The organism is Flavobacterium sp. (assembly GCF_039916025.1).
Classification (GTDB): Bacteria; Bacteroidota; Bacteroidia; order Flavobacteriales; family Flavobacteriaceae; genus Flavobacterium.
In genome coordinates this window covers 20,062-42,649 of sequence record NZ_JBDSMB010000043.1, presented here as the reverse complement: position 1 = coordinate 42,649, position 22,588 = coordinate 20,062, and the positions used below count along the sequence as shown (strand labels likewise).

24 protein-coding genes and 1 tRNA gene are annotated in these 22,588 nt (G+C 37.2%); 19 read left to right on the top strand and 6 right to left on the bottom strand.

Annotated features, from left to right (window positions below):
• The first annotated feature begins 24 nt into the window (after nucleotides 1-24).
• From ABIQ27_RS02480 to ABIQ27_RS02450, 7 genes are all read left to right on the top strand, one after another.
• The gene (locus ABIQ27_RS02480) at nucleotides 25-291 is read left to right on the top strand and encodes a hypothetical protein (RefSeq protein WP_290283881.1); all 267 of its coding nucleotides are present in this window, start codon (nucleotides 25-27) and stop codon (nucleotides 289-291) included.
• Nucleotides 292-358: 67 nt separating this feature from the next.
• Nucleotides 359-435, top strand: a tRNA-Thr gene (locus ABIQ27_RS02475).
• Nucleotides 436-810: 375 nt separating this feature from the next.
• Nucleotides 811-1,290 carry a nucleoside deaminase gene (locus ABIQ27_RS02470; RefSeq protein WP_348031737.1) on the top strand — a complete coding sequence of 160 codons (480 nt, stop codon included), beginning with the start codon at nucleotides 811-813 and terminating at the stop codon, nucleotides 1,288-1,290.
• Between the two features lie 15 nt (nucleotides 1,291-1,305).
• Nucleotides 1,306-2,709 (top strand): FAD binding domain-containing protein, encoded by a 1,404-nt coding sequence (locus tag ABIQ27_RS02465; RefSeq protein ID WP_348031735.1) that lies wholly within the window; start codon nucleotides 1,306-1,308, stop codon nucleotides 2,707-2,709.
• Nucleotides 2,706-4,955: a molybdopterin cofactor-binding domain-containing protein gene (locus ABIQ27_RS02460; protein ID WP_348031734.1), complete on the top strand. Its 2,250-nt coding sequence runs from the start codon at nucleotides 2,706-2,708 to the stop codon at nucleotides 4,953-4,955. The genes ABIQ27_RS02465 and ABIQ27_RS02460 overlap by 4 nt, the downstream gene beginning before the upstream one ends.
• Before the next feature lie 53 nt (nucleotides 4,956-5,008).
• Nucleotides 5,009-6,145, top strand: coding sequence for a nuclease-related domain-containing protein (locus ABIQ27_RS02455; protein ID WP_348031732.1), 1,137 nt, complete (start codon nucleotides 5,009-5,011; stop codon nucleotides 6,143-6,145).
• 29 nt (nucleotides 6,146-6,174) lie between these two features.
• On the top strand, nucleotides 6,175-6,732 hold the full coding sequence (locus tag ABIQ27_RS02450) for a DUF4256 domain-containing protein (RefSeq protein ID WP_348031730.1): 558 nt from the start codon (nucleotides 6,175-6,177) through the stop codon (nucleotides 6,730-6,732).
• A 22-nt stretch (nucleotides 6,733-6,754) separates the two neighbouring features.
• On the opposite strand, the gene ABIQ27_RS02445 is transcribed toward ABIQ27_RS02450, so the two are convergent.
• From ABIQ27_RS02445 to allB, 6 genes are all read right to left on the bottom strand, one after another.
• Nucleotides 6,755-6,928: a hypothetical protein gene (locus ABIQ27_RS02445; protein ID WP_348031729.1), complete on the bottom strand. Its 174-nt coding sequence runs from the start codon at nucleotides 6,926-6,928 to the stop codon at nucleotides 6,755-6,757.
• A gap of 182 nt (nucleotides 6,929-7,110) precedes the next feature.
• Nucleotides 7,111-8,445 carry a hypothetical protein gene (locus tag ABIQ27_RS02440; protein WP_348031727.1) on the bottom strand — a complete coding sequence of 445 codons (1,335 nt, stop codon included), beginning with the start codon at nucleotides 8,443-8,445 and terminating at the stop codon, nucleotides 7,111-7,113.
• 71 nt (nucleotides 8,446-8,516) lie between these two features.
• Nucleotides 8,517-9,359, bottom strand: coding sequence for a 2-oxo-4-hydroxy-4-carboxy-5-ureidoimidazoline decarboxylase (gene uraD / locus ABIQ27_RS02435; RefSeq protein ID WP_348031725.1), 843 nt, complete (start codon nucleotides 9,357-9,359; stop codon nucleotides 8,517-8,519).
• Between the two features lie 7 nt (nucleotides 9,360-9,366).
• Entirely contained in the window at nucleotides 9,367-10,785 is a 1,419-nt protein-coding gene (locus ABIQ27_RS02430) for a urate hydroxylase PuuD (RefSeq protein WP_348031723.1), read from the bottom strand.
• Nucleotides 10,786-10,788: 3 nt separating this feature from the next.
• Nucleotides 10,789-11,808: an allantoicase gene (gene alc, locus ABIQ27_RS02425; protein WP_348031721.1), complete on the bottom strand. Its 1,020-nt coding sequence runs from the start codon at nucleotides 11,806-11,808 to the stop codon at nucleotides 10,789-10,791.
• Entirely contained in the window at nucleotides 11,790-13,112 is a 1,323-nt protein-coding gene (allB, locus tag ABIQ27_RS02420) for an allantoinase AllB (protein ID WP_348031719.1), read from the bottom strand. Before allB ends, alc begins: the two co-directional genes overlap by 19 nt.
• Before the next feature lie 87 nt (nucleotides 13,113-13,199).
• Here allB and ABIQ27_RS02415 point away from each other — a divergent pair, with 87 nt between their 5' ends.
• From ABIQ27_RS02415 to ABIQ27_RS02360, 12 genes are all read left to right on the top strand, one after another.
• Entirely contained in the window at nucleotides 13,200-14,108 is a 909-nt protein-coding gene (locus ABIQ27_RS02415; protein ID WP_348031717.1) for an XdhC family protein, read from the top strand.
• Nucleotides 14,105-15,274 carry a molybdopterin molybdotransferase MoeA gene (locus ABIQ27_RS02410; protein ID WP_348031716.1) on the top strand — a complete coding sequence of 390 codons (1,170 nt, stop codon included), beginning with the start codon at nucleotides 14,105-14,107 and terminating at the stop codon, nucleotides 15,272-15,274. Before ABIQ27_RS02415 ends, ABIQ27_RS02410 begins: the two co-directional genes overlap by 4 nt.
• A gap of 46 nt (nucleotides 15,275-15,320) precedes the next feature.
• Complete coding sequence (locus ABIQ27_RS02405) at nucleotides 15,321-16,067, top strand: sulfite exporter TauE/SafE family protein (RefSeq protein ID WP_348031714.1); 747 nt, start codon at nucleotides 15,321-15,323, stop codon at nucleotides 16,065-16,067.
• A complete protein-coding gene (locus ABIQ27_RS02400; protein ID WP_348031712.1) occupies nucleotides 16,067-16,309 on the top strand; it encodes a MoaD/ThiS family protein in 243 nt (80 codons plus the stop codon). Before ABIQ27_RS02405 ends, ABIQ27_RS02400 begins: the two co-directional genes overlap by 1 nt.
• A 34-nt stretch (nucleotides 16,310-16,343) precedes the next feature.
• Nucleotides 16,344-17,372, top strand: a complete 1,029-nt coding sequence (locus tag ABIQ27_RS02395; protein WP_348031711.1) for a HesA/MoeB/ThiF family protein — start codon at nucleotides 16,344-16,346, stop codon at nucleotides 17,370-17,372.
• Nucleotides 17,359-17,805, top strand: a complete 447-nt coding sequence (locus ABIQ27_RS02390) for a molybdenum cofactor biosynthesis protein MoaE (protein WP_348031709.1) — start codon at nucleotides 17,359-17,361, stop codon at nucleotides 17,803-17,805. Before ABIQ27_RS02395 ends, ABIQ27_RS02390 begins: the two co-directional genes overlap by 14 nt.
• Before the next feature lies 1 nt (nucleotide 17,806).
• Nucleotides 17,807-18,724: a bifunctional molybdenum cofactor biosynthesis protein MoaC/MoaB gene (gene moaCB / locus ABIQ27_RS02385; protein ID WP_348031707.1), complete on the top strand. Its 918-nt coding sequence runs from the start codon at nucleotides 17,807-17,809 to the stop codon at nucleotides 18,722-18,724.
• On the top strand, nucleotides 18,711-19,718 hold the full coding sequence (gene moaA / locus ABIQ27_RS02380) for a GTP 3',8-cyclase MoaA (protein WP_348031705.1): 1,008 nt from the start codon (nucleotides 18,711-18,713) through the stop codon (nucleotides 19,716-19,718). Before moaCB ends, moaA begins: the two co-directional genes overlap by 14 nt.
• 121 nt (nucleotides 19,719-19,839) lie before the next feature.
• Nucleotides 19,840-20,547 carry an aquaporin Z gene (gene aqpZ / locus ABIQ27_RS02375; RefSeq protein ID WP_348031703.1) on the top strand — a complete coding sequence of 236 codons (708 nt, stop codon included), beginning with the start codon at nucleotides 19,840-19,842 and terminating at the stop codon, nucleotides 20,545-20,547.
• Between the two features lie 75 nt (nucleotides 20,548-20,622).
• Nucleotides 20,623-21,225 (top strand): alpha-ketoglutarate-dependent dioxygenase AlkB, encoded by a 603-nt coding sequence (locus ABIQ27_RS02370; protein WP_348031701.1) that lies wholly within the window; start codon nucleotides 20,623-20,625, stop codon nucleotides 21,223-21,225.
• Nucleotides 21,226-21,259: 34 nt separating this feature from the next.
• Nucleotides 21,260-22,084: a sterol desaturase family protein gene (locus ABIQ27_RS02365; protein WP_348031699.1), complete on the top strand. Its 825-nt coding sequence runs from the start codon at nucleotides 21,260-21,262 to the stop codon at nucleotides 22,082-22,084.
• Between the two features lie 108 nt (nucleotides 22,085-22,192).
• On the top strand, nucleotides 22,193-22,465 hold the full coding sequence (locus ABIQ27_RS02360; RefSeq protein WP_348031697.1) for a TIGR03643 family protein: 273 nt from the start codon (nucleotides 22,193-22,195) through the stop codon (nucleotides 22,463-22,465).
• The last annotated feature ends 123 nt before the right edge of the window (nucleotides 22,466-22,588 follow it).

Genomic DNA, 22,588 nt, shown 5'->3' with positions numbered 1-22,588 from the left:
CACCGAATTTTAAAATAAAAGAAAATGCCAAGTGTTAAAAATTTAAAGAAAGATATTAACTTCGTATTAGGTGATATTATTGAAGCAGTTTACATTTATGAAATGACAACTACTGGAAAACCATCTGACAAAACAAACGCTATCATTGATGAAGCTATCACGTCTTTCGACGGTTTGATTGAAAAAGTTAATGCTAAGAAAGTAGAGAATAAAAAAGCGCATTTCAAACAAATCAATGCAGATTTAGAACAAACTGCAAATCAATTGGTTGAAAAAATCAACGCTCTTTAATAAAAAAAAGTTCACAAATATTTTGGTGGATTGAAATTCACTTTTATATTTGCAGAACTATTACGCCGCCAGCGTAGCTCAGTTGGCTAGAGCAGCTGATTTGTAATCAGCAGGTCGTGGGTTCGAGTCCCTCCGCCGGCTCCAAAAAAGGAAAACGAAAGTTTTCCTTTTTTTATTGATATTTGGACGAGAAGTTTATCCCGTCTCGTTTTTTTTAACGAGACGGGAAGTCCTTCCGCTGGCTCCAAAAAAGGAAAGTTTTCACTTTTCTTTTTTTTATGAAATTATGCGGACGAGAATCCCGATAGCTATCGGGACTCCGCCGGCTCCAGAAAGGAAAGCATTTTTTGCTTTCCTTTTTTTATGGAATTAATTGAATAGCCATCCCTTTCAAGGGATGGTTTTCAATTTTATAAATGGCACAATTCCCAAAAAAGATTTTTGTAAACCATTTCTATTCGTATCTTTATTGGCTTCAAAATTTTGAAAGCGCCCAAAAATTATATTAAAAATTACAATATGTGTTCTACAAAACAAACTGAATTTATGACGGAAGCTATTCAGCTTTCTATTGACAATGTGAAATCCGGAAAAGGCGGCCCGTTTGGCGCTGTGATTGTAAAAGATGGAAAAATTATAGCACATGGTGCCAATAGCGTTACTTCTACAAATGATCCAACGGCACACGCCGAAGTAGTAGCAATTAGAAATGCCTGCAAAGCTTTAGGTTCTTTCCAGTTAGATGGATGCGAAATTTATACGAGTTGTGAACCTTGTCCAATGTGTTTGGGAGCAATCTATTGGGCAAGACCGGACAAAATGTATTTTGCCAATACCAAAAAAGATGCTGCTGATATCAACTTCGATGACCAATTTATCTATGAAGAAATGGAATTACCGTACCAAAACCGAAAATTAGAAACGATTCAAATGATGAACGAAGAAGCTTTGGAAGCTTTCAAGCTTTGGTCTGAAAACATCAACAAAATAGAATACTAGACTTCTAAATAGCTTATGATTCAATTCATATTAAATAACCAACTCATCAAAACCGATAAGCCAGCAAGTACAACTCTGCTGGATTTTGTTCGTTATGACGAAAACTTACGCGGTACCAAAATCGGTTGTCGCGAAGGCGATTGCGGTGCTTGTACGATTCTTATCGGAACAATGAAAGACGGAAAACTCGAATACATGAGTGCCACTTCCTGTCTGACGCCATTGCCAAACGTTCACGGGAAACATGTTGTTACTGTCGAAGGATTGAACCTGCCGGATAAATTAAACCAGGCCCAACAAGCAATGGTTGATTGTTCAGGAACACAATGCGGATTCTGTACACCGGGTTTTGTAAACTCGATGTGCGGTTATGCTTTGACTTGTACCGAGCCAACATTAGAAAGTGCCATTAGCGCCATCGATGGGAATATTTGTCGTTGCACAGGTTATAAAACTATCGAAAGAGCTTCGGCTAAATTGGCTGAAAGACTTCAGTCGAAAGATAAGAACAATTCGATTTCTTGGCTTGTTGTCAACGAATTTGTACCAAATTATTTTTTAGATATTGAAGAAAGAGTAAAAGCAATTCAAGCCAAAGAATACAATACAAACGGCCAGATTCCAATTGGAGGCGGAACCGATTTATATGTTCAAAAGCATGATGACTTGCACGAATATGATTTAGATTATCTTTTTGATAAAAGTGAGCTTAACGGAATTACTTTCAACGGAAATACCTGTTTCCTAAAATCATCAGCTACGGTTACTGATTTGATAGAAAACGAACGCTTGCTGGAAACGATTCCGAATTGGTACAAGCATTTAAAACTGCTTTCATCAACACCAATCCGAAACATAGCAACAATAGCTGGAAACATCGCGAACGGTTCTCCGATTGGAGATTTTACAATTATTCTTTTGGCAATGAAAGCACAATTAACGTTGACTAATAAAGATAAAGTTTCTAGAAAATTGATGCTAAAAGATTTTTATTTAGGCTACAAAAAACTCGATAAAAAAGCAGACGAAATCATTACCGAAATCGCTTTTGAATTACCTGTAAACGGAACGCAATTCAATTTCGAGAAAGTCTGCAAACGACAATACCTAGATATCGCCAGTGTCAACACCGCGATTTCTATTGCGACTAATGGAAATACTATCACCGAAGGGCATGCTTCAATTGGTGGAGTAGGACCAATTCCGAAATATTTGACGAAGACCAATACTTTTTTGATAAATAAAGAAATCAATATTGCTGTGATAAAAGAAGCCGAAGCAATTCTGCAAACTGAGTTGTCACCAATCAGTGATGCCCGTGGAACAGAAGCTTACAAAAGATTATTAGCGCGCCAGTTATTCTTTGGACATTTCATTGCACTTTTTCCTGAAACCATTAAAATGGAAGACCTGATATGATTAATATAGACGCACATAATCACGTAAAAGGGAAATCCATTTACCTTGATGATATTCAGGAATTGCAGGGAACGTTGTACGCGTTTCCGTTTGATTCGACTGTGGCTCATGCTAAAATAAAAAGCATCGATTTTGATGCTGCCTTGAACAGTCACGGAATCGTTTCCATAATTACTGCGAAAGACATTCCGGGACAAAACCAAATTGGTGGAATCTTTCCTGACGAACCTTTATTGGCTGATGGCGAAGTTCACTTTCGTGGACAGGTTATCGCTATTATCGTTGGAACATCCGAACATCATTGCCGTCAGGCTTCAAAATTAATTAAAGTTGATTACGAAGACTTGCCGGTTATTGTTGACCCAAGAGTTGCACAAGCACAAAACAAATTGATAATGCCGCCTAGACAATTCAAACTCGGAGATACGGCATCAGCCTGGTCACAATGCCAATACATCTTTGAAGGCAGGAGCGATGTCAACGGACAGGAACATTTATATATAGAAACACAAGGCGCTTACGCCCGTCCAAAAGAAGACGGAAGCATTGTTATATCATCATCAACGCAAGGACCAACAGCGGTTCAACGAATGGTGGCGCAGGTATTGGGAATTTCAATGCACAAAATTGAAATCGACACTGTTCGTCTTGGTGGTGGTTTTGGTGGAAAAGAAGATCAGGCAACACCTTGGGCAGTTATGGTTGCGTTGGCTACACAGATTCTGCACAAACCTGTGAAAATGTCGATGCATCGAATGGACGACATGCGCATGACCGGGAAAAGACATCCGTATTCAGCTGATTTTAAAATTGGGTTGAGTAAGGATTTTAAAATTCTTGCCTACGAAGTAACGCATTATCAAAATGCCGGTGCTGCAGCCGATTTATCGCCAGCGGTTATGGAAAGAACACTATTCCATTCGACGAATGCTTATTTTGTTCCGAATGTGATTGCGAAAGCTTACAGTTGTAAAACCAATTTACCTCCAAATACTGCGTTCCGTGGATTTGGTGGACCTCAAGGAAAATTCGTAATCGAAGCTGCGATTGTAAAAGCTGCTGAAAGTTTAGGAATTTCTCCAGCCGTAATTCAGAAAGCAAACTTGGTTGTTGACGGAGATGAACTATCATACGGACAGATTCTGCAACAGGTTGAAGCAACAAATACTTGGGACACAGCAATGAAGCATTACGACTACGATGCCCAAAAAGCCAGAGTAGAAGAATTCAATAAAACCAACATACGTTTCAAAAAAGGATTGGCCATTCAGCCGATTTGTTTCGGGATTTCGTTTACCAATACGATGATGAATCACGCACGGGCTTTGGTTCACATTTACCATGACGGAAGTGTTGTAGTAAGTACGGGCGGTGTCGAAATGGGGCAGGGCTTGAATACCAAAATGCTTCAAATCGTAACGCAGATTTTTGGAATTAAAGCTTCACGCGTTCGTTTGGAATCTACAAATACGCTTCGCGTTGCAAACACGTCGCCAACAGCCGCAAGTGCCGGAGCAGACCTTAACGGAAAAGCGTTGGAAATGGCTTGTAATGCTTTGCTGGAAAGATTAAAAGCTGTAGCGAGAACGCATCTTAATGTTGATAAAATCCAGATTAATGATGAATTTGTTTTTGCCAATGATGTAGCCACAGAAATCAGCTGGCCCGATTTGGTGATGAAGGCACACGTTATGAGAGTGGCACTTACCGAGAATTCGCATTACGCTACACCAACCATTCATTACGATAAAACCAAAGAAAAAGGACATCCGTTTGCGTATCACGTTTATGGAACTTCCATTCACGAAGTTACTGTGGATTGCCTGAAAGGAACTTACGAATTCGACAGCATTAACATTGTTCACGATTTCGGTAAAAGTATGAATCACGATATCGACAATGGTCAGATTGAAGGCGGATTGGTGCAGGGAATTGGCTGGATGACGCTCGAAGAAATCGTTTATAACGACCAGGGAAGATTGCTTTCTAATGCTTTGTCAACTTACAAAGTTCCGGATATTTATTCGGTGCCAAAACAAATCAATATCCAACATTTAGAAACTGAAGGACACGAACTCGCCATAAAAAAATCAAAAGCAGTAGGCGAGCCGCCATTGATGTATGGCATCGGGGCTTATTTTGCGATTAGAAATGCAATAAAAGCGTTTAATCCAAATGCAGATTTAGCTGTCAATGCGCCTTATACACCGGAAAAAGTTTTGATGGATTTGTATCGAAAATCATAATCAATCACATTTATAAGTTATTGGTATATTCTAATGATAATAAATCAGAAGAAATGTGTAAAATTTATAATGAAATAGGATGCTTAAGCTCAATACAATTGCATTTAGTCAAAAATAATTTTGACGAATTTAATTCATTGGATGAACTAATCAATTTTCAGAAAGACTACAATTTCAAAGAACAGCAAATTACATTAAATCATAAGCTATTAATCCAACAAGAAAAATCAACTCTCGAAAGTGATATTAGGGAATTAAATGCAATTGCTTCTGCAAAGAAGCTTGAACTTCAACAGCAATTAAGAGAAAAACTAGATGACTTTAATCAACAGATTGAAAATCTATCTTTGTCTAATTCCAAATTTATTCCAATCCTTATAGATTATTATAAGAATACTACAATCTGGACAAAAATTTGGGTGACGCCAATTATATTTAGATTAAAGCTTATATTATTTGAACATCAGTCGAATAAAATGCTTTCTAAAAAAAATAATCATTTACAAGATATCATATCAAATTTCGAGAATGTTGTAAATCAAAGTAGTTCTTTACCTTTAGAAACCTTTAGAAGAAAAAAAGCAATAGTCAATGAAATAAATAACAGTATTTATGGGGCTATAGGAGAACAGAAAGTTGTGAATGTTTTGAAAAATTTGCCAGAAAATTACATTTTAATCAATGATTTTTCTTGCTCCTTTCAGCCTCCGTTATATCACGGAAATAATGATTATATAAAATCTGTTCAAATTGACCATCTTTTGATTTCACCATCTGGTATTTTTGTAATTGAAACAAAAAACTGGAGCAAGTATTCAATAGAAAAACCATATTTATTTTCTCCTGTCCAACAAGTAAAAAGATCAGGGTACGCAATATATAAAATCGTTGTAGGCGAAATGAATAGATCAAATCTGATTTATTCAAAACATAATTGGGGAGATAGAAAAATTCCTGTAAGGAATATTATTGTTTTCACAAATGATAAACCTACTGAAGAGTTCCAATTCGTAAAGATTCTTGGATTAAATGAATTACTGGGATATATTAAATACTTTACTCCTTGTTTTAGTCCCAAAGAAACACAAATAATTGCAGACTATTTACTTAATATTACAGACAGAAAAGAGATATCATCTAAATTAACTATTCCCGATAGCGCGGATTTGCAATCCGTGTCTCCAAATTAAGAGAAATAAACCTATCCATTATTTTAACCATGGCAACTAAAAAACAACTATCACCAGAAGTTTCTTCATCTCTTCTCAAACTATTGAAAGAGCGTTTTGAGAAAAACATGAACCGTCACAAAGATCTTGATTGGTCTAAAGTACAGGCAAAGTTGGAAGCAAACACCGATAAACTTTGGTCACTCAACGAAATGGAAAGAACCGGTGGTGAACCTGATGTTGTTGGTTACGATAAAAGCGAATTCATATTTTATGATTGTTCACCCGAAACTCCAAAAGAACGTAGAAGCATTTGCTACGACCAGCAAGCTTTAGACTCAAGGAAAGAACACAAACCAAAAGACAGCGCTATGAATGTGGCTGCTGAAATGGGAATTGAACTCTTAACCGAAGAACAATATCGCGAACTACAGCAATTAGGAAATTTTGATTTAAAAACCTCAAGCTGGATAAAAACTCCGGCAGATATCAGAAAATTAGGAGGTGCACTTTTTTGTGACCGTCGCTATGATACAGTTTTTTTGTATCACAATGGCGCAGATTCGTATTATGCTGCCAGAGGATTTCGTGGAGTGTTAAGGATTTGAAGGGTTTGTATAAGGATAAATTTTAGATTCCTTTTACAGTAGTTCCTACTGCCAAAACAATGAATCCAACAAGCAATAGCGTATAATCATATTGTTTTAATGCCTGAACATCGGCATAATGTCCAATAATTCCAAGTATACCACAAGTCAATCCAATAATCCAGGTAATTTTCTTTGGTGCTGAAGGGTAGTTCATAATGATGGGTCCGGAATTTAGTTGCGGATAACCAAATATAACCTATACATTTGAATAAAGCAGCAATTCAGGAAAATAGTTACATAATTTACATTTTTATTGCAAATCCGGTACCGCATGCATAAATTGCAAACTCCAGGTTTCCCCAGAGTTCTTTTTATCTAATCACTAATTACTAATCACTACTTCGCCGCTCTATTCTCCAAAATCTTCTTAAACGAACGTCCGCGAATTTCCTCTAAAGTCAGGCCGGTTGCCAAAACTTCTTCTTCGGTAATCGCTCCGCTGTTTAAAGCACGAAGGAAGTAATTCAATAATCCCTGTCCCGTAGCGGCATCGTCAAATACGTCACCAATCAATGTCGCACGCGCTGCTTTTTCTACAAAGGTTTTCAAACGGTCAACCGCATCGTCATAACTTTCCAAAAAGAAAGCATAAACCGCAGCATAACGCATTGGGAATTGCGCCGGGTTCAAATCCCAGCCTTGGTAATAGCCATTCCACAACGAGTGACGAATGTGGTCGTATCCTTTTTTCCAGGCTCTGTGAACAACCTGTCTGTTTTCTTCTTCCTGTTGTGGAGTCAAATCACCTCTGTGTGGTCCGATAGGCATTGTGTTTGTCGCACCATCGCTCAACCAGATTCCGGTGTGAGCTAAAGCAACTTTAGTAATATGATGCGCAAAATCGCAAACCGGGTGATCCATTTCCTGGTATTTTGCCGTAATGCTGCAACTTGCCGTATAATCATACGTTCCAAAATGCATCGCAATACATCTTCCTTGTGCCGCTTTTATAAATCGGTATAATGGGTTGGTTCCGGCAGTATCCATAATCGCCTGCGTAGTTTCGACCATCATTTCCATTTTAAGAGTGCCTTTTGCCAAACCTAATTCTTCTTCCAAAATGGTGAAAAAATTAGCTAATGTTTCCGGTTGTTCGGGGATTGTTACTTTAGGCAACATTACTACAAAATTGTCAGGTAATTTTCCGCCAGTTTCTTTTACTAATGTTGAAACGAAAATATCCAACGTACGCAAACCTCTTTCTTTCATTTCTTCGGTAAACGGTTTGATACGAATCCCAATAAACGGCGAAAGCGTTTTGTCTTTCATTCCCTGGGCGACTTCTTTGGCCGCAGTTACAGCCGTTGCATCTTCTTCTTCATTGCTTCGGTTTCCGTAACCATCTTCAAAATCGATACGGAAATCTTCTATGGCTTCCGATTTTAATTTGGCCACAACCTTATCATAAATGCGTTTGCTGAAATCACTTCCGCCGGTCAGGCCAAAAGCTTTTCCAAAAACTTCATGATTAGGAGCATAGGTTTCTAATATTTCCAAGGCACGATGTCCCAACGCAATCGGTGCATCCGATTTGAAAAGGTTGGCTCCACCATACAAGGTATGAACAGGCTGGCGATCGCTTCGGTCACCGGGATAAATAGCGTTGAAAGTCGAATTGGCTTTGCTTAAACTGTTGAACAATTGTTCTTTTTTATTGGAAGGAATTGTCATAATAGTTATGAATTATGAGTTATGAATTATTTTTTGAGCTGTCAGCTGTCAGCTAATAGCTGTTAGCTTTTTTAACTTCCTCTATACGTACTATATCCAAAAGGATTGACCAACAGCGGAACATGATAATGGGTTTCGTCAAAAGTGCTGAAAATGATTTCTACTTTTGGGTAAAAGGTTTTGGTGTTTGAATAATAGCTTCCGGTATCGAAAACCATTTTATAAGTATCGGGTTTTAGATTTTTTTCTTGTGGCAATAAATCGGGAATTCTTCCGTCACCATTGGTAATTCCCTGCGCGATGGTTTGCCAAACGTTATTGCGTAAAGCTTGTAATCTGATAGAAATATCCTTTCCGGGAATTCCTGTAGAAGTATCTAAAACGTGTGTGGTGATTTGGCTTACTTTCAGGAAACTGAAATCACTATCAGGTAACATCTTTTTAAAACGGATGATAGAGATTTTTTGCTGTTCGCCCATTGCAATGTGCAGTTCTTCTTCGGCCGTGTTTTTTAATCTGTCATTCAATAAAGCCAACATTTCTGTGGCTGATTTTCCTGTTGCGCAAACAATGAAGATAAATCCGTTTTTGTCTTCGTAGCCTGAATTGGCTTTCGCCAAAGCTTCGATAGTTTCAGAAGTTGCGACTGCAACACCAGCTTGTTCTTTTCCCGCAAACTTTTCAGTAAGGCTTTTTACATCGCCAATTTTTGGATGGTGTGTAAATGATTCGCACCAGTCTACCTCGTTGCATTTTTCATACCATATCTTGGCTGACAAGTCCACTAACTGTTTTTCAGAGGCAAAAGGAAAATGCTCCATCATCAAATCTGCCCATTCTGTTGAACCACAGCAGTTGAATAATTCTGTCCATGCGGTTTCTTCGGGTAAGGTATTAAATGCTAATAAATTCATATCGTCTTTATTTCAGGCTCGCACCTTGTTCAATCCAACATCGAATCATGTTTCGTTCTTCTTCGGTGATGTTGGTTTTATTATTCTGAGGCATCGTTTTCGTAATCACCACACGCTGCATAATTAAATCTCTTTTATTGAAAATATCCTGCGGCGTATCATATTTCACACCGTTTGGAGCCGTTTTATAAACATCGTCCGTTGGAGTAGAAGAGTGACATTGCACACAACGTTTTTGGATAATTTCCTGAACTTCGGCAATGCTGACTTCTTTTTTACATTCGTATGGATTTGTGCTTGGCGCCGAAATAAAGCAGGCTGCCAAAAGAATCACAACCGAAACCGGCAAAATCCACACGTTTAATTGTTGCTTTTCTTTTAGATTCAAATAGTGTTTTACACCAGCTGCACCCAAAGAAATTATCGCCAAAATCAACCACGGATATTCATACCCAAAGGTAGACGGAAAGTGATTACTAACCATCACGAACAACACTGGAAGTGTAAAATAGTTATTGTGTAACGAACGCCCTAAAGCATTCTTTCCCAGACTTGGATCCAACGGAATTCCCAATTTGGCACAACGCACCATTTCCTTCTGTCCGGGAATAATCACAAAGAACACATTGGCAACCATAAGGCTTCCAATCATTGCTCCAAAGTGAATATAAGCAGCTCTTGCGCTGAAAACATGACAATAAAACCAGGCAAACGCAATCAAAAATACAAATCCAACTAAGGCAAATGCTAATTGATTTTTGATTAAGGATGATTTACACATTTTGTCGTAAATAATCCAGGAAACTACAAATGAACCAACTCCGATTAGGATTCCTTCAGTAGCCGTAATATCTAAAACATTTTTATCAATTAAAAACGCTGAAGCATTAAAGTAATAAACAACAAATAATAAGCAAAAACCCGAAAGCCAGGTAAAATACGCTTCGTATTTAAACCAGTGCAAGTGTTTCGGAATTGTCTTTGGTGCGACTTTATATTTTTCCAAATAATAAAATCCACCACCATGAACGGCCCAAAGGTTTCCTGCCAATTCATCGCGGACATCTTCTGTTCTGTTTAAAGCATTTTCAAGGAAAACAAAATAGAATGAAGCTCCAATCCATGCAATTCCGAAAGTAATATGCAGCAATCGAATGACAATGTTCAGCCATTCCATCATATGACTTTCTAAAGGCGTTCCCTGAACCAAAATATAAGTGTTAATCAGGATTCCGACAATGACCATCAACATTCCGGCATAAATATAATTCATGCTCGTGTTTCTGATTTCTACGTCTTCTTCAGGATTTTTTTGAGATTTTCCTTTTAGGAAGTTGGGCATTTTATAAGAGATGTAGCCCAGCGTAATCAATACACTGAAATACAACACATATAAAACGACTATTACAAAAGTACTTATTGACACTAGTTAACTGATTTTACCAAATAATCGCAAACGGCTGATTCCACCATCAGGGAAGATGTTCAGTCTGACATGTGTAATCGCGTTGTGACTATTTATTTCTTTTACAAATACGTGTTCGTTATCGGCACTTAACTTTTGTTGAGGTAACAAAGTCTGCCAATCGCCATTTTTGATAACCGCTTCATCATTATCGTTTAGGCAGAATTCTATCGAGCAGCTATCAGGATAATTTCCTTTGAAATGACACGTGTCAACAACAATTTTCTCAACGGTTCCTTTATGAGCCAATTTTAAAATAACCCAATCTCTGTTATTTGGAGTACGGTTTCTTTTGGTTTCCCAACCGTCGCCCATATTCGCGCCACGATTTGGCATAATCAAATTACTCATCGCGCTAAAGAACATATCGTTGCAGGCAATTGCTTGACCGCCGTTAATTGCGGCAGCTAAATCGATTGTATCATTTGCTGAAACAGCATCCCAGTTTTTAAACACTTCACCGTAAACTCTGAAACGGGCAACGCCACCATCAGGATAAATGTGTAAACGCAAATGTGTATAGATTTCATTGCTTTCACATTCGTAGAAGTTTTGTGAACCAGCATCTAAATGTGATTTTGGCAGAATTTCTTTCCACGCTACAGAATCCCAATCGGAAACTTTATAATCATGAGGTAAATTCACCGCTTCAATCGAAGCATGTGGTGGATGATTTCCCAAAAAGAAATTAGTGTCGATATCAAAACCCGTAATCTTTCCGGAAACACCCAATTGAATCACAGCCCAATCGTGTCCCGGAGTTCTCTTTCTGCGGCTTTCCCAACCGTCCATCCATTTTCCTCTGTCGGTATATTTATCGGTAATAAAAATGCCTCGTGTTGGCAGAATTAAGTTTTCTTTCTCGGCAAAGAAATCATCGGTTGAGTATAAAACTTTACCGCCTAATCGTTCTGCGGCTAAGTCGGTAAGTGCTGTAAATGCTGGTGATTCTTTTATAATCTCGGTTACTTTTGCAAAAGCCATTGTCCTTTATTTTTGTTTTGTATTGATTTATTGTGATAAACAGTTGCGCCATTAACTATAGTTTCCAGCACTTTACCGTTTAAGTGTTGCGCAATATATGGACTTATTTTATATCTGAAAAAAATGTCCTCAGGTTTTACTACAACGTTTTCTTCGGGATTCCAGATTACAAAATCAGCATCATTGCCAATTTTGATTGTTCCTTTAGTTGAAGCTTTGATAAAACTCGCTGGTTTTGAAGTCACTAACGGAATAAATTGTTCCAAACTCATAGTGTTTTTCAGTGCTGTCCAGGATGCATTAAGCAGAAACTGAATTCCTGCAATTCCGCCCCATGCTTTCTTTAGATTGCCGCTTTCCATTTCTTTAATGTTTGGCGGAGCAGGTGAGTGGTCGGTTGTGATAAAATCTAAAACACCTGAAACAAAAGCGTGTTTCAATTGTTCGTTATTGGCTTTCTCTCTAATTGGCGGCGCACATTTATAGATGCAGTTTCCGTCGGGAATATCTTCGGCATTAAAGAAAATATATTGGGTGCAGGTTTCGGCCGTAATTGGCAAACCTTCTTTTTTGGCAGCTTCTATTTTGGATAAGGCTTCCGCGGATGCAACGTGAACGATATGAACCGGGCAGTTGTGCTTGCGGCACATTCGTATCATCAAATCAATCGCATCGTTTTCCCATTTCTTTGGACGGCTTGCTAAATAATGTTGGTAGCTTGTTGGATTATTTTCAAAATCGCAATCAATTTCAGTATCATATAATTCGCAATGTGCCAATAACGGAATATTGTATTTGGCAATAATTGGCATTGCTTCGTCTAAATCTTTTTCGGTCACATTCGGGAATTCTTCGATGCCTGAATGAGTTAGAAAACATTTTACACCAACAACTCCGGCTTTAATTAATGATTCTAAATGTTGAGAATTTCCCGGAATCAATCCGGCATAAAAACCAACATTGACATTCATTTTGCCTTTTGAAGCTTCCAGTTTTTGATTAAGCGCCTCCAAAGTTATCGTCACCGGACTCGCATTGAGAGGCATGTCGATGATCGTTGTACTTCCGCCAGCTGCTGCAGCTTGAGTTGCGGTTTCAAAACCTTCCCATTCGGTTCGGCCTGGTTCGTTGATATGAACGTGGACATCAATAACGCCGGGCATAATGACCGCATTACCAAAATCTTCGGCATCATCCCATTTATTGAAATCGATGGCTGTAATTCCGTTAGTAAAAGTTATGGTTGCTGGTTGTAGTTTGTTGTCAACCCAAACTCTGCTGCTATATATTTTTCTTTGCTGCACTATAATTTATTTTGAATTTGCTAATTTGGCAAACGCACAAAGTTAAAGATAAAAAGTTAATTTTGGGAAGAGAAACAAAGCACATAAATGGTTTTAGATTTTTATAAAAAACTCAATCAAATCCTCCAATCCGAAAAACGATTGGTGCTGATGGTTGTGATTGCCAATGAAGGCAGCAGTCCGGGACGAAAAGGCTTTAAAATGCTGGTAGCGAAAAACCAAATGTTTGGAACAATCGGCGGCGGAATCATGGAGCACAAGTTGGTGGAGTTTGCTGAATCGCTTTTGGATAAACCAACATTCGAACCGTTTATAAAACACCAAATTCACGATAAATCAGCTCCGAAAGATCAATCGGGAATGATATGCTCGGGTCAGCAGACGATTGCTTTTTATGATATTACGGCTGAGTTTCTTCCGCTAGTTGAACAAATTATAAACGAAAAAGATTTTGTTATTTCTTATTCCAATCTCGGCATCAACATTCCTGCTGAAAATACGGAATGGAGTTTAAGTGAAACAAATTCGTTGGCTCAAAAAGTATATATCATAGGCGGCGGACATGTTGGATTAGCTTTGAGTGAAGTGCTTTCACGCATGGAATTTGAAATTCATATTTTGGATCATCGCGAGAATCTGAATACAATGGAAGCTAACAATTTTGTTCATTCAAAACAAACTGTCGAATTCGAAGAAATCGGAAATTATATTCCGGAAGGCGGGAATGTTTATGTTGTGATTATGTCTTTTGGCTATAGAACTGACGATATCATAATCAGGCAATTAATCAATAAAGATTTCCTGTATATCGGAATGCTCGGAAGCAAAGAAAAGATTTCCACCTTATTCCAAAATATGGTTGAAGATGGCTTTGATAAAGACAGAATTGCTCGAGTTTATGCACCAATCGGCATCGATATCAAAAGTGAAACTACTCAGGAAATTGCAATCAGTGTTGCTGCACAATTAATCAGAGTTAAAAACCAAAACCGATGATTTCTCCAGAAGAAGCGTTAGCTATTTTAGATAAACTCAATTATTCAAAAAGAGTAGTGGAGCTTTCGTTATTGGAAGCACGGAATCACGTTTTGACAGAAACGGTTTTTTCACCAATCAACATGCCGCCGTTCCGACAAGCGACAATGGATGGATTTGCGATTTGTTTACACGACTTATTGCAGTATGAAATTGTTGGTGAAGTCAAAGCAGGCGATTTCTATACAAATGAATTAAAGTCCGGTCAAGCCGTAAAAATATTCACTGGTGCCGCAGTTCCTAATTCGGCGCAGGCCGTAATCCAAATTGAGAAAGTAACGGTTACGAATGCTGATTTACTGCTTCAGGAAAACATAAAACCAGAAACAAATGTTCGTCAACTTGGTGCACAGATTACAAAAGATGCTGTTGCTTTAGAGAAAGGAAGATTCCTAAATCCTGCAGCTATTGGGTTTTTAACTGGATTGGGTTTTACTAAAGTCAAAGTCTGGCAAAAACCAACAGTTGGAATTGTAGTAACAGGAAATGAGTTGATTTCTGCAGGTGAAATTTTGCCAAACGGAAAAGTATACGAAAGCAACGCAATAATGCTGCAAACGGCTTTATTTGATGCAAATTTTGACAAAGTTTCACTTTACAAAGTAAACGATGATTTCGTAAATACAAAAAACACACTGAAAAAAGCAATCGATGAGAACGATGTTGTTCTAGTTTCTGGCGGAATATCCATTGGTAATTATGATTTTGTTGGTAAAGCTCTGGAAAGCCTGAATGTAGAAACATTGTTTTACAAAGTCAATCAAAAACCCGGAAAGCCTTTACTTGCTGGGAAGTTAAACGATAAAATCATTTTTGCTTTGCCGGGAAATCCTGCAGCGAGCTTGACGTGTTTTTATATTTACGTGTTGCCAACATTGCAAAGGTTTTCAGGAAATGAAAGTCTTTATAGTTCACAACTAAAGAAGAATTTGGCGCACGATTATACTGTTGATAATCCGCGTTGCCAGTTTTTGAAAGCTTCAATCATGGAGGATGAAGTCATCATTTTGTCTCATCAGGATTCGGGAATGCTGAATTCTTTTGCGTTGGCGAATGCGCTGGTTTATCTACCTAACGGAAATTACCAACTATTAAAAGGCGACAAAGTTATTGTGTATGCTATTTAGCAAATGCAAATAGTTGTTATATTTACGGTTAGTTAAATTTTAAAATATGCTCGCAGGCGAACTGATTCAATCTCCATTATTACTGGTTTTATTACTGATAGTTGCATTTTTATATGCAAGTGTCGGGCATGGTGGTGCCAGTGGTTACCTGGCTTTGATGAGTTTGTTTGCGTTTCCGGTTACTTTTATGAAACCAACAGCTTTGGTTTTGAATATATTGGTTTCGGCGATTTCGTTTTATTTTTATTATCGGGAAAAGAAATTCGAATGGAAGTTGTTTTATCCGTTTGCGATAACATCAATTCCGTTTTCTTTTTTAGGCGGAATGATGACCATTGAAACGCATGTTTATAAAATCATATTAGCCACCGTTTTGCTATTTGCCGTAGCAAGATTGATTGGTTTATTTGGAAAGCAAAAAGGAGAATTAAAACCAATAAACATTCCGTTAGCGTTATTGATTGGAGCATTAATTGGATTTTTATCAGGATTGATAGGCATTGGCGGCGGAATCATTTTGAGTCCGGTAATTTTACTTTTAGGTTGGGCCGACATCAAAAAGAGTGCAGCAGTTTCAGCATTATTTATTTTTGTGAATTCAATTTCCGGGCTTTTTGGATTTTTATCAAAAGGCGGAACATTGCCAGTTTCTTCAGTATCTTTGATAGTCGTAGTTTTGATTGGCGGAATTCTGGGCGGTTATTTTGGAAGTAAAAAAATGAATACGCAAATGTTGCGGAATGTGCTTGCTGTAGTTTTGTTAATTGCTATCTTTAAATTGTACACAACCTAATGAAAATTACAGTTAAATATTTCGGAATTATAGCCGATATTACCCAGAAAAAGGAAGAAGTGTTTTTTGCCGAGGGAAAAGCAATTACGTTAAAATATATTAAAAATAGAATTGAAATAAATTATCCTAAAATACTGGTTACTAATTATTCAATAGCTGTAAATAAAAAATTCCTACAAAATGATATTGAACTAAAAAACGACGATATTGTGGCGTTTTTGCCACCATTCGCTGGCGGTTAAATTAAATAGAGATACTGAAATAAATTCAGCATAAATGAAACGATACGAAAGACAAATTGCATTACCCGAAATTGGGATTTCCGGTCAACAGAAACTTGCAAAAGCGAAGGTTTTAATTATTGGCGCTGGAGGTTTGGGCTGTCCTGTTTTGCAAAATCTGGCTGCAGCCGGAGTCGGGAAAATTGGACTTGTTGATGGAGATGTTGTAGAAGAAACGAATTTGCATCGCCAGTTTTTATTCACGCCAAGTGATTGTGGGAACAAGAAGGTTGCCGTTGCTACCGAAGTTGTTAGCAAACAAAATCCAGAAGTTGAATTGATTTCATATCCTGATTACTTCACAAAGCAAAACTGTTTTGATGTTGTTTCCGATTTTCAAATCATTGTAGATTGCACCGATAACATTGCTACACGCTATTTGATAAACGATGTTGCTGTCGCAAAAGGAATTCCGATGGTTTATGCGTCAATTCATAAATTCGAAGGACAGCTTTCGGTCTTCAATTATAAAAACGGACCAACATATCGTTGTTTGTTTCCGGAAAACGAAAGGTTGGATGCTATTCCGAATTGTAACGATTCTGGAGTTTTGGGAGTTTTGCCAAATGTTTTAGGAGCGATGCAGGCAAACGAAGTCTTGAAGATTATCCTGAAAATTGGTGAAGTTTTGAATGAAAAATTAGTTTTGTATAATGGTTTAGATAATAGTTTTCAAACTATTACATTTCAAAAAGTTAACAATATCACAAGCGAAATAAAAACCGGAGACAGAAGCATTCCGTCAATTGATTTTTTTGTTAATCAAAATTCATTGATAATTGATATTCGGGAAGATTACGAAGAACCAAAATTGGATTTAGAATTTGTCAAAAACGTACCTTTGTCGGCGTTAGATAATTTTGTAAATGATGTTGACAAAAACCATAAAATAATTCTCGTTTGCCAACACGGAAACAGAAGTGATCTGGCAGTTGATTATCTAATGAAAAAAGGATTTATGAATGTTTTTCATTTACAAAACGGAATAGAATCTTTAGAACAAATGAGTAATGACAACAGATAGACCCAAAAAAACATCATTCATGCAAGGCGCAATAGCTGCCGACTTTATTGGAAATTCGATTGCGAAGCACCAAAGCAAAACTACCATTGGTGCCCACAATATTTTTCTTGGTCAGGTTCGTGCCGATGAAATAGATTGTAAAACGGTTGCGGCTATTGAGTATTCAGCTTATGAGGAAATGGCCGAGCAGAGCTTTTATGAAATTAGAGAATCAGCTTTCACCAAATATGACTTAACTTGTTTGCATATTTATCACAGCTTAGGTATTGTAAAAACAGGCGAAATTTGCTTGTTTGTCTTTGTTTCTGCGCCAAGACGTAAAGTTGTTTTTGAAGCAATAGAATTTTTGGTGGAAGAAATAAAAGAAAAAGCTCCGATATTCGGCAAGGAAATCTTTGAAGACGAAACTTATACCTGGAAAAAAAACACATAAAATGGTTGACATCACACATAAAATCACAACGCTAAGAACCGCAACGGCTCAAGCTATTGTCAAGGTTGGTTCGGCTGAAACTATTCAGGCTGTTTTAGACAAAACAGTTCCAAAAGGTGATGTGCTGGAAGTTTCGAGAACCGCTGGATTATTTGCTGTTAAAAACACGTCAAGTGTCATTCCGGATTGTCATCCAATACCAATTGAGTATGCCGGAATTCAGTTTGAATGCCTGAAAGACAGCATCAAAATTGAAGTTACGGTAAAGACGATTTACAAAACTGGTGTTGAGGTCGAAGCCATGCACGGTGCGTCAATTGTGGCTTTGACAATGTATGATATGTTGAAACCAATTGATAAAAACGTTGAAATCTCCACAGTAAAATTACTTCATAAAAAAGGCGGAAAATCGGATTACAGCACAAAACAAAATCTGAATTTGAATGTCGCTGTTTTGGTTTGTTCCGATAGTGTTTCGACTGGAAACAAAGAAGATAAGTCTGGAAAAATCATTAAGGAAAAGCTGGAGAAGTTAGGTTTGACAATTACAAAATACAATGTTGTTCCTGATGAAACTGAACTTATTCAAAATGCCATTCAACAACTTTGTGATTCCAAAACAGATTTAATAATCCTAACTGGCGGAACGGGTTTATCCAATAAAGATATAACCCCGGAAGCAATTATACCTTTGATTGACAGAAGAATTCCGGGAATCGAAGAAGCTATTCGTTCGTACGGACAAGAGCGTACGCCGTTTGCTATGTTGTCCAGAAGCGTTGTTGGTTTTAAAGGAAAAACGTTGTTAATGGCTTTGCCAGGTTCGTCCAATGGCGCAGCGGAATCGATTGATGCCATTTTTCCATCAGTATTGCACTTATTTCAACTGTTGAATGGATTTGATCATGGAAAACAATAATATGCTGTTACAGGATGAATTTGGTCGCAAACACGATTATTTGCGCATTTCGATTACGGAACACTGTAATTTGAGATGTACGTATTGCATGCCTGAAGATGGAATTTCACTTACACCAAAGTCGCATTTAATGAATGCTGATGAAATTGTTTCTATTGCACAAACCTTTGTCAATCTTGGTGTAACTAAAATCAGATTGACTGGTGGCGAACCCTTGGTTCGGAAAGATGCAAAGGATGTTATATTGCGATTAGGAAAACTTGGTGTGAATTTAACCATTACCACTAACGGGATTTTGGTTGCCAATTTTATTGAAACTTTCAAAGAAGCCGGAATCAAAACCGTAAATATCAGTATCGACAGTTTGGTAAAAGATAAGTTTAACAAAATTACCAGACGCGAATATTTTGATATTGTTCAGAAAAACATTGATTTATTATTAGAAGAAAAATTTAATGTTAAACTTAATGTAGTTTTAATTAAGTCATTTAACAACAACGAAATAATTGATTTTATTTTGTTAACAAAAAGCAAAAATATTCAGGTTCGCTTTATTGAGTTTATGCCTTTTAGCGGCAATCAATGGGACAAATCAAAATTGGTTTCCTATGCTGAAATCATTGAAACTGTTCAGTCTGAATATAAGCTTAGTCAGATTGAACGTTTACAGGATTCGCCAAATGATACCGCTAAAAATTTCAAAATTAATTCCCACTTGGGAAGCTTTGCTATCATCAGTTCGGTTACCAATCCTTTTTGCAGCACCTGCAACCGCATTCGTTTAACCGCAGATGGAAAACTAAAAAACTGTCTGTTTTCTAATTCTGAAACCTCTTTACTGGAAGTTTTACGTGCTGGAGAATCAATTCTTCCGCTTATTGAACAAAATCTGCTTTCTAAAAAAGCCGTGCGTGCCGGAATGGATGATGACTTGAAATTCCAAAATCCAGAGTTGTTTTCTCAAAACAGAACCATGATAGCTATTGGAGGATAATTCCGTAATTGGTTCAGAACCTTGTTAATAAGTTTACTTCAACTGATTTTATAACATGTAATTTCCTTTCTAATTTTAGTTTACTAACCAATCGTGTTCTTCATGATTTAAAACTAAACTTATGAAAAAACTATTAGCAGAATTTTTTGGTACTTACTGGCTTGTCTTTGGCGGCTGTGGAAGTGCATTGTTTGCTGCAGGAATTCCAAATTTAGGCATTGGATTCGTCGGCGTTTCCTTAGCATTTGGATTAACCGTTTTGACCATGGCGTATGCTGTTGGCCATATTTCCGGTGGACATTTTAATCCTGCAGTTTCTATTGGACTTTGGGCTGGCGGTAGATTTTCTGCAAAAGAATTATTGCCTTATATAGTTTCTCAATGTATTGGTGCCGTTGCCGCCGGAGGAACACTTTTCTTCATTTGGTCAGGAAAACCAGGCAATGTTATCGATAATACAAAAGCAGGAGCTTTCGCTTCAAATGGTTATGACGCTTTTTCTCCCGATGGTTATTCAATGGTTTCCTGTTTTGCTGCTGAATTCATTTTGACGATGTTCTTTTTACTTGTAATCCTTGGGGCAACAAATAAATTTTCACACACGAAATTTGCCGGAATTGCCATTGGATTAGCATTGACATTAATCCACTTGATTAGTATTCCAATCACAAATACATCTGTAAATCCCGCGCGTTCCTTATCACAGGCATTTTTTGCAGGTGGAACTCCATTGACGCAGGTTTGGTTGTTTTGGGCAGCTCCAATTGCAGGCGCATTAGTTGGTGGATTTGTCTATAAAAATTTATTGCATAAACACAATCCGGAATAATAAAAATTTACCTAACCAATGTTTTTAAGAGAAAAAGAGCGAAATCAATCCTCTTTTTCTCTTTATTTTTGTAATATGAATTCACTTTTCCCCAAAGAAAAAATCACATTTAATATTCTCGATGCGGATATTGAATATTATCCCAATTTCTTTGATAGTCATCGCGCCAATGAGTTTTTTGAGAAGTTAAAAAACGAAATTCCGTGGCAACAGGATAATATAACTGTGTTTGGGAAAACACATCTACAGCCGAGACTGACAGCGCTTTTTGGTAACGAAGGAAAATCATATAGTTATTCGAATATTGTCATGCAACCCAATTCTTGGAATCCGTTATTGATGTTTATCAAAAATGAAATCGAAGACATCTGCAATGAAAATTTCACTACTGTTTTGCTTAATTATTATCGCGATGAAAAAGACAGCAACGGCTGGCATGCTGATAATGAAAAAGAATTAGGACGAAATCCGGTTATTGCTTCGTTGAGTTTTGGTGCCGAAAGATATTTCCATTTGCAACACAATACCATTAAAGAGCAAAAGCTGAAAATAAAGCTGGAACACGGAAGTTTGCTCATTATGAAAGGCCCGACGCAGCATTTCTGGAAACATCAAATTCCAAAAACAGCTGCAGCAATTGGTCCGAGAATAAATCTCACTTTTCGAATTATCAAGTAAGTTGTTTTGCTATATTTGAACTAAATACTTTTCTATGAACGAAATAATCAGTTATTTTTCTTCTATTCCGTCTTCGCACAGAGCTTTAATTTTGGCTGGTGGCATTACCATATTCTGGTTGATTGAAAGTGCAGTTCCGCTGTTTAAATTCAGTTATAACAAATGGCAACACGCCGGAATTAATATCTTTTTCACGGTGACAACCATGATTGTCAATTTCTGTCTTGCCTTGATTTTATTGAAAGCAGCGGATTGGGCAACCGAGAATCATTTCGGAATATTGAACTGGTTACCGAAATTTAACATCTGGATTTATACCATTGTTGGTTTGCTGCTCTTAGACTTGATTGGTGCTTATTTGATTCATTTGATTGAGCATAAAGTCAAGTTTTTGTGGCGATTTCATTTGATACACCATACCGATACCTGGATTGATACGACTTCGGCAAACAGGCATCATCCGGGCGAAAGCGTGCTGCGTTTTATTTTTACAACACTTGGTGTTCTGCTTGTTGGGACTCCAATGTGGATGGTTTTTTTATACCAGACTTTATCTGTTGTGGCAACACAATTTAATCATGCGAATATTACTTTGCCAAAAAAGCTCGACCGGATTTTGAGTTATTTTATTGTTTCTCCCGATATGCATAAAGTGCATCATCATTATGTTTTGCCTTACACAGACAGTAATTACGGCAATATTTTCTCTGTTTGGGACAGATTGTTCGGAACTTTTAAAACGCTCGACAGAGAGAAGCTGGTTTACGGAGTTGATACACATATGAAACCTGAAGAAAATAACAAACTGTCAAATTTGTTGGCGATTCCTTTTCAAAAAAGGCGTTCTCCAAATTCTTAAGATTTGAAAAAATATATATTGATGTTTGTAACTAATTATTTTTTTTACTAATATTGAAATACGAATTAACGAAAACAGAATCTATTTTTATAAAATGCTTTTACAGAAATGAAAAAAAGTAAATTAATGGAGCTTGACAACGAGCAATTAGAAAGAGTTGTCAGCATGGCCCAAGAGGAAAGAAAGCCTTTTGAAGTACTTAAAGAAGAATTTGGGCTTACAGAAAATGAAGTTACCGAATTAATGCGCAAACGATTATCCAAAGACAAATTTGAGCTTTGGAAAAAGAAAGCTACCGGAAGCAAACCAAAGCCAAAACCTATGGTTGATGACTTTGATGATTTGGATAGTAAATACTACATCAAAAATAAATTTGACTAAAAACATAACTCTTGCTCAGCAGGAGTTTTTTTATGCTTATAATCGGCTTAATTTTAGTTAATCAAATCTAAAAAAGTGAAAACCCTTGTAACTAATAGTTACTTTTGAGGACTTATTTTTAAA

What these genes read in the sequence shown, in the direction of transcription:
- moaA (WP_348031705.1), top strand. Translation starts at nt 18,711, where the DNA reads ATGGAAAACAATAATATGCTGTTACAGGATGAATTTGGTCGCAAACAC.
- ABIQ27_RS02465 (WP_348031735.1), top strand. Translation starts at nt 1,306, where the DNA reads ATGATTCAATTCATATTAAATAACCAACTCATCAAAACCGATAAGCCA.
- ABIQ27_RS02390 (WP_348031709.1), top strand. Translation starts at nt 17,359, where the DNA reads ATGACAACAGATAGACCCAAAAAAACATCATTCATGCAAGGCGCAATA.
- ABIQ27_RS02395 (WP_348031711.1), top strand. Translation starts at nt 16,344, where the DNA reads ATGAAACGATACGAAAGACAAATTGCATTACCCGAAATTGGGATTTCC.
- ABIQ27_RS02470 (WP_348031737.1), top strand. Translation starts at nt 811, where the DNA reads ATGTGTTCTACAAAACAAACTGAATTTATGACGGAAGCTATTCAGCTT.
- uraD (WP_348031725.1), bottom strand. Translation starts at nt 9,359, where the DNA reads ATGAATTTATTAGCATTTAATACCTTACCCGAAGAAACCGCATGGACA.
- ABIQ27_RS02440 (WP_348031727.1), bottom strand. Translation starts at nt 8,445, where the DNA reads ATGACAATTCCTTCCAATAAAAAAGAACAATTGTTCAACAGTTTAAGC.
- ABIQ27_RS02405 (WP_348031714.1), top strand. Translation starts at nt 15,321, where the DNA reads ATGCTCGCAGGCGAACTGATTCAATCTCCATTATTACTGGTTTTATTA.
- ABIQ27_RS02480 (WP_290283881.1), top strand. Translation starts at nt 25, where the DNA reads ATGCCAAGTGTTAAAAATTTAAAGAAAGATATTAACTTCGTATTAGGT.
- ABIQ27_RS02365 (WP_348031699.1), top strand. Translation starts at nt 21,260, where the DNA reads ATGAACGAAATAATCAGTTATTTTTCTTCTATTCCGTCTTCGCACAGA.
- moaCB (WP_348031707.1), top strand. Translation starts at nt 17,807, where the DNA reads ATGGTTGACATCACACATAAAATCACAACGCTAAGAACCGCAACGGCT.
- ABIQ27_RS02415 (WP_348031717.1), top strand. Translation starts at nt 13,200, where the DNA reads ATGGTTTTAGATTTTTATAAAAAACTCAATCAAATCCTCCAATCCGAA.
- ABIQ27_RS02455 (WP_348031732.1), top strand. Translation starts at nt 5,009, where the DNA reads ATGTGTAAAATTTATAATGAAATAGGATGCTTAAGCTCAATACAATTG.
- ABIQ27_RS02460 (WP_348031734.1), top strand. Translation starts at nt 2,706, where the DNA reads ATGATTAATATAGACGCACATAATCACGTAAAAGGGAAATCCATTTAC.
- ABIQ27_RS02445 (WP_348031729.1), bottom strand. Translation starts at nt 6,928, where the DNA reads ATGAACTACCCTTCAGCACCAAAGAAAATTACCTGGATTATTGGATTG.
- ABIQ27_RS02400 (WP_348031712.1), top strand. Translation starts at nt 16,067, where the DNA reads ATGAAAATTACAGTTAAATATTTCGGAATTATAGCCGATATTACCCAG.
- ABIQ27_RS02370 (WP_348031701.1), top strand. Translation starts at nt 20,623, where the DNA reads ATGAATTCACTTTTCCCCAAAGAAAAAATCACATTTAATATTCTCGAT.
- ABIQ27_RS02360 (WP_348031697.1), top strand. Translation starts at nt 22,193, where the DNA reads ATGAAAAAAAGTAAATTAATGGAGCTTGACAACGAGCAATTAGAAAGA.
- ABIQ27_RS02410 (WP_348031716.1), top strand. Translation starts at nt 14,105, where the DNA reads ATGATTTCTCCAGAAGAAGCGTTAGCTATTTTAGATAAACTCAATTAT.
- alc (WP_348031721.1), bottom strand. Translation starts at nt 11,808, where the DNA reads ATGGCTTTTGCAAAAGTAACCGAGATTATAAAAGAATCACCAGCATTT.
- aqpZ (WP_348031703.1), top strand. Translation starts at nt 19,840, where the DNA reads ATGAAAAAACTATTAGCAGAATTTTTTGGTACTTACTGGCTTGTCTTT.
- ABIQ27_RS02450 (WP_348031730.1), top strand. Translation starts at nt 6,175, where the DNA reads ATGGCAACTAAAAAACAACTATCACCAGAAGTTTCTTCATCTCTTCTC.